This window comes from Mesorhizobium sp. M4A.F.Ca.ET.090.04.2.1 (assembly GCF_003999085.1).
Lineage (GTDB): Bacteria > Pseudomonadota > Alphaproteobacteria > Rhizobiales > Rhizobiaceae > Mesorhizobium.
Map to the genome: position 1 here is coordinate 1 of NZ_RZOT01000502.1, position 4,613 is coordinate 4,613.

At 61.2% G+C, this 4,613-nt stretch carries 3 protein-coding genes; all 3 read left to right on the plus strand.

Annotation, left to right across the window (positions count from 1 at the left end; all coding sequences use genetic code 11):
- Positions 1–1,660: extracellular solute-binding protein (locus EN781_RS26640; protein ID WP_145965637.1), on the plus strand; the 1,660-nt coding region annotated here is incomplete at its 5' end.
- Complete coding sequence (locus EN781_RS26645) at positions 1,660–3,522, plus strand: extracellular solute-binding protein (protein ID WP_126056710.1); 1,863 nt, start codon at positions 1,660–1,662, stop codon at positions 3,520–3,522. The genes EN781_RS26640 and EN781_RS26645, both read left to right, overlap by 1 nt.
- Positions 3,523–3,552: 30 nt before the next feature.
- Positions 3,553–4,613: microcin C ABC transporter permease YejB (locus EN781_RS26650; protein WP_145965638.1), on the plus strand; the 1,061-nt coding region annotated here is incomplete at its 3' end.

Genomic DNA, 4,613 nt, shown 5'->3' on the forward strand with positions numbered 1-4,613 from the left:
CCCCTACATCGTGCAGGGCTCGCCGGCCGCGGGGCTGGTCGGCTTCGGCGGAGGGCTGCTCTACGACACGCTGATGGAGCAGTCGACCGACGAGGGCAGCACCAGCCATCCGCTGATCGCCGACGCCTACAAATATCCGGTCGACTATTCCTCGGCGACGTATCGGCTGGACCCGAGGGCCAAATGGCACGACGGCCAGCCAATCACCACCGACGATGTGATCTGGTCGTTCCAGGTGCTGAAGGCCAACAGCCCGCAATACAGCCGCTATTTCGAGAACGTTACCGACGCCGTCGCCATCTCGGACCGCGAGGTCGAGTTCCATTTCAACCAGAAGGGCAATCGCGAGCTGCCGAAGATCATCGGCGACCTCGCCGTGCTGCCGAAGCACTGGTGGGAAGGCACCGACGCCAATGGCAAGAAGCGCGACGTCACCAGACCGACGCTGGAACCGCCGCTCGGCTCCGCTGCCTACAAGATCGCCAGCTTCAAGCCGGGTTCGGAGATCGTCTGGCAGCGCGTGCCTGACTACTGGGCCGCCAAGCTGCCGGTGAAGATAGGGCGTGAGAATTTCGACACGCAGCGCTTCACCTATATCCTTGATGACAATGCGGCATGGCAGGCTTTCACCAAAGGCGGACTCGACGACATCAAGCCGGAAAACAGCTCGAAGCGCTGGAAGACGTTCTATGATTTCCCAGCGATCCAGACCGGCGACGTCATCAAACAGGAATTCAAGACCACCTCTCCCGAGCCGATGCAGGCCTTCATGCTGAACCAGCGGCGTCCCCTATTTGGGGATCGCCTGGTGCGCGAGGGACTGACCTATCCGTTCGATTTCGAGACGATGAACCGCACGCTTTTCTATGGTTTCAACACCCGCACGCAAAGCTATTTCCAGGGCACGGAACTGGCATCCAGCGGCCTGCCGCAGGGCAAAGAGCTGGAAATCCTGGAAAAGTACCGCGACAAGCTGCCACCCGAGCTGTTCACCGAGGAATTCAAGCTGCCGGTCTACGATACCCCTCAGGCCGAGCGGAAATATCTGAAGCAGGCGGTCGAGCTGTTCGCCAAGGCCGGCTGGGTCATCAAGGGCGGCAAGATGGTGAACGCCAAGACCGGCGCGCCGTTCAAGTTCGAGATTTTGGGCTGGAACGACACCGACCAGGTGATCGCCAGTCCCTGGATCGCCAATCTGCGCAAGATCGGAGTGGATGCGACGCTGCGCATCATCGACCAGACCCAATATGTCAACCGCGTCAACAATTTCGATTATGACGTCATCATAGGTCAGCTCGGGCAGTCGGAATCGCCCGGCAACGAGCAACGCGACTTCTGGAGCTCGAAGGCCGCCGATAAGCCGGGGTCGCGCAACTATGCCGGCATCAAGGATCCGGTCGTCGACGCGCTCGTCGACCGCATCATCTTTGCCACCGACCGCGACGACCTCGTCGCCGCCACCCACGCGCTCGACCGGGTGCTCCTGTGGAACTTCTATGTGGTGCCGCAATACTACCGCGCCGTGTTGTGGCTCGCCTACTGGAACAAGTTCGGCATCCCGCAAAAGCAGCCGACCTACAGCGGCGCCGACCAGAGTTCCTGGTGGATCAACCCCGAGAAGGAAAAGGCGCTGGCCGCCAAATACAAGGGTAGCAATTGATGGCCTCGCGCCGCGATTTCCTGGCACTCGGCGGTGCCGCCGCGGCCGCAGCCCTGTTGCCGGGGCGGGCTTTCGCCACCACGGCGACCGGCGTGAAACTGCACGGCCTGTCGGCCTTCGGCGACCTCAAATACAAGCCTGATTTCACCCATTTCGACTACGTCAATCCGGACGCGCCCAAGGGCGGCCAGATGAATTTCGCGCCGCCGAACGCCACCTTGAATCAGAGTTTCCTGACCTTCAACACGTTGAATTCACTGGTGCTGAAAGGCGATTCGCCTCCCCGCACCGAGCTCTGTTTCGATTCACTGATGACAAGCGCTCTCGATGAGCCGGATGCCGTCTACGGCTTGCTTGCCGAGTCCGTGACCTTGTCGCAGGACCGCAACGGCTTCCGTTTCGACCTGCGACGGCAAGCGCGCTTTCACGACGGTTCGCCCGTGACCGCCGCGGACATCGCCTTCGCATTGACGCTGTACAAGGATCGGGGCCATCCGAACCTGTCCAAGGCGCTGCGATACATGACGGAAGCGGTCGCGGTCGATCCCGTCACGCTCGACCTCACCTTCAATGGCGAACAGTCCGCGCAGAACATCCTTTCGGTCGTCGCAATGCCGATCGTGTCCAAGGCCTTTTACACGGCCAACGATTTCGATGCCTCGACGATGACACCGCCGCTGAGCTCCGGACCGTACAAGTTGGGGCGCGTGGTGGCCGGACAGACCGTCGAGTATGATCGCGTCGCCGACTATTGGGGCCGCGATCTTGCCGTGAACCGTGGTCTCAACAATTTCGACCGCATCCGTATCGACTTCTATCTTGATCGCCAGGCGGCGTTCGAGGCCTTCAAGAAAGGCGACACACATTTTCGCGAGGAATTCACCTCGCGGGTATGGGCGACCGGTTACGACTTTCCGGCGTTGAAGGACGGCAAGGTCGTCAAACGCGAGTTTCCCGGCGAGAAATCGCCATCCATGCAGTCCGTGGCGCTAAACCAGCGCCGGCCGCAGTTCCGCGATGCGCGCGTGAGACGGGCAATCGCCAACTGCTTCGATTTCGAATGGATCAGGCGGGCTCTGTTCTTCGGCTCCTACGAACGCTCGCAATCGAATTTCGAGCGGTCGGACTACAAGGCCGAAGGCTTGCCCTCGCCTCAGGAACTGGCCTTGCTGGAGCCGTTTCGGGCCGAGTTGCCGCCGGAGACTTTCGGCGAACCGGTGATGCAGCCCGTCTCCGACGGTTCGGGTCACGACCGCAAGCTGCTGGGCGCGGCCTCGAAACTGCTTGCCGAGGCCGGTTGGAAGCGAGCGGGCAACTTCGTCGTCAACGAGAAGGGCGAGCGACTGCAGGTGGAAATGCTGGCCGAGGATGACGGCATCGTTCGCATTTTCACGCCATGGGCCGAGAACATGAAGGCCATAGGGATCGACGTTTCGATCCGGCAGGTCGATTCGACGCAGTATGAACGGCGGCAAAGCGATTTCGACTTCGATTTCAACATGCTCGCATGGTCGATCGGGGCGACGCCGACTGCCGACGGCCTCGAGATACTCTACGACTCGCGCATGGCGAAAACGCCGGGACAGCGCAACTATCCCGGCACCGAAAGCCGGGCCATCGACGCGCTGATCGTGGCGGCCGGCAAAGCCAACAGTCGATCGGAACTGGTTACGGCGCTCAGAGCGCTCGACCGGGTCTTGCGCGCGCGGCTAGACTGGATTCCAACATATTATCTCGCGAATCACCGCGTCGCCTATTGGGACATGTTCGGCTTTCTCGAGCAGAAACCCGATTTCGGCTTTCCGGTCGAGACGCTGTGGTGGATCGACAAGGGCAAGGCGGCAAAGATTGGCAAAGCCTGACATCTCCGTTCGCACAGGACGGGCGGCCTGATGGGCGCTTACATACTGCGCCGCATCCTTCTGATGATCCCGACCCTGTTCGGCATCATGGCGATCTCTTTCGCCGTTATCCAGTTTGCGCCCGGTGGGCCGGTGGAGCAGGTGATCGCCAGGCTCACCAACCAGGGCGGCACCGATCGCCTTGGCGGCGGTGGCGGCGATGCCGGTGGCGGCGGCAACTTCGATGTGGCCGGCGACGTCAGCTCGAAATACCGCGGCGCCCAGGGGCTCGATCCCGAATTCATCAAGAAATTGGAACAGCAGTTCGGCTTCGACAAGCCGCCGCTCGAACGCTTCGGCATGATGCTGTGGAACTATGCCCGCTTCGACTTCGGCGACAGCTATTTCCGCGACATCTCGGTGCTCAACCTCATCCTGGAAAAGATGCCGGTGTCGATCTCCATCGGCCTGTGGATCACGCTTTTGTCCTACCTGATCTCGATCCCGCTCGGCATCCGCAAGGCGGTCCAGGACGGCTCTACCTTCGACGTCTGGACCAGCGGCGTGGTGATCGTCGGGTATGCCATCCCCGGCTTCCTGTTCGGCATCCTGTTGATGGTGCTGTTTGCCGGCGGCTCGTTCTGGGACTGGTTCCCGCTGCGCGGCATCGTTTCGGACAATTGGGACCAGTTGTCCTGGCCGGACAAGATCGTCGACTATTTCTGGCACATGACCCTGCCGCTGACGGCACTCGTGCTGTCGGCTTTCGCCACCACGACGCTGCTCACCAAGAACTCCTTCCTGGAAGAGATCCGCAAGCAGTATGTGGTGACGGCGCGCGCCAAGGGCCTGTCGGAGCGCAAGGTGCTCTACGGCCACGTCTTCCGCAACGCCATGCTGATTGTCATCGCCGGCTTTCCAGGCGCCTTCATCTCGGCCTTCTTCACCGGGTCGCTGTTGATCGAGAACATCTTCTCGCTCGACGGCCTCGGGCTGCTCGGCTTCAAGTCCGTCGTCGACCGCGACTATCCGGTGGTGTTCGCCAACCTCTACATTTTCTCGCTGCTCGGCCTGTTCATCAATCTTCTGTCCGACCTGATCTACACCTGGGT

Bases quoted from the DNA above. Each gene is read 5' to 3' on its own strand.
- EN781_RS26645 (WP_126056710.1), top strand. From the start codon at position 1,660: ATGGCCTCGCGCCGCGATTTCCTGGCACTCGGCGGTGCCGCCGCGGCC.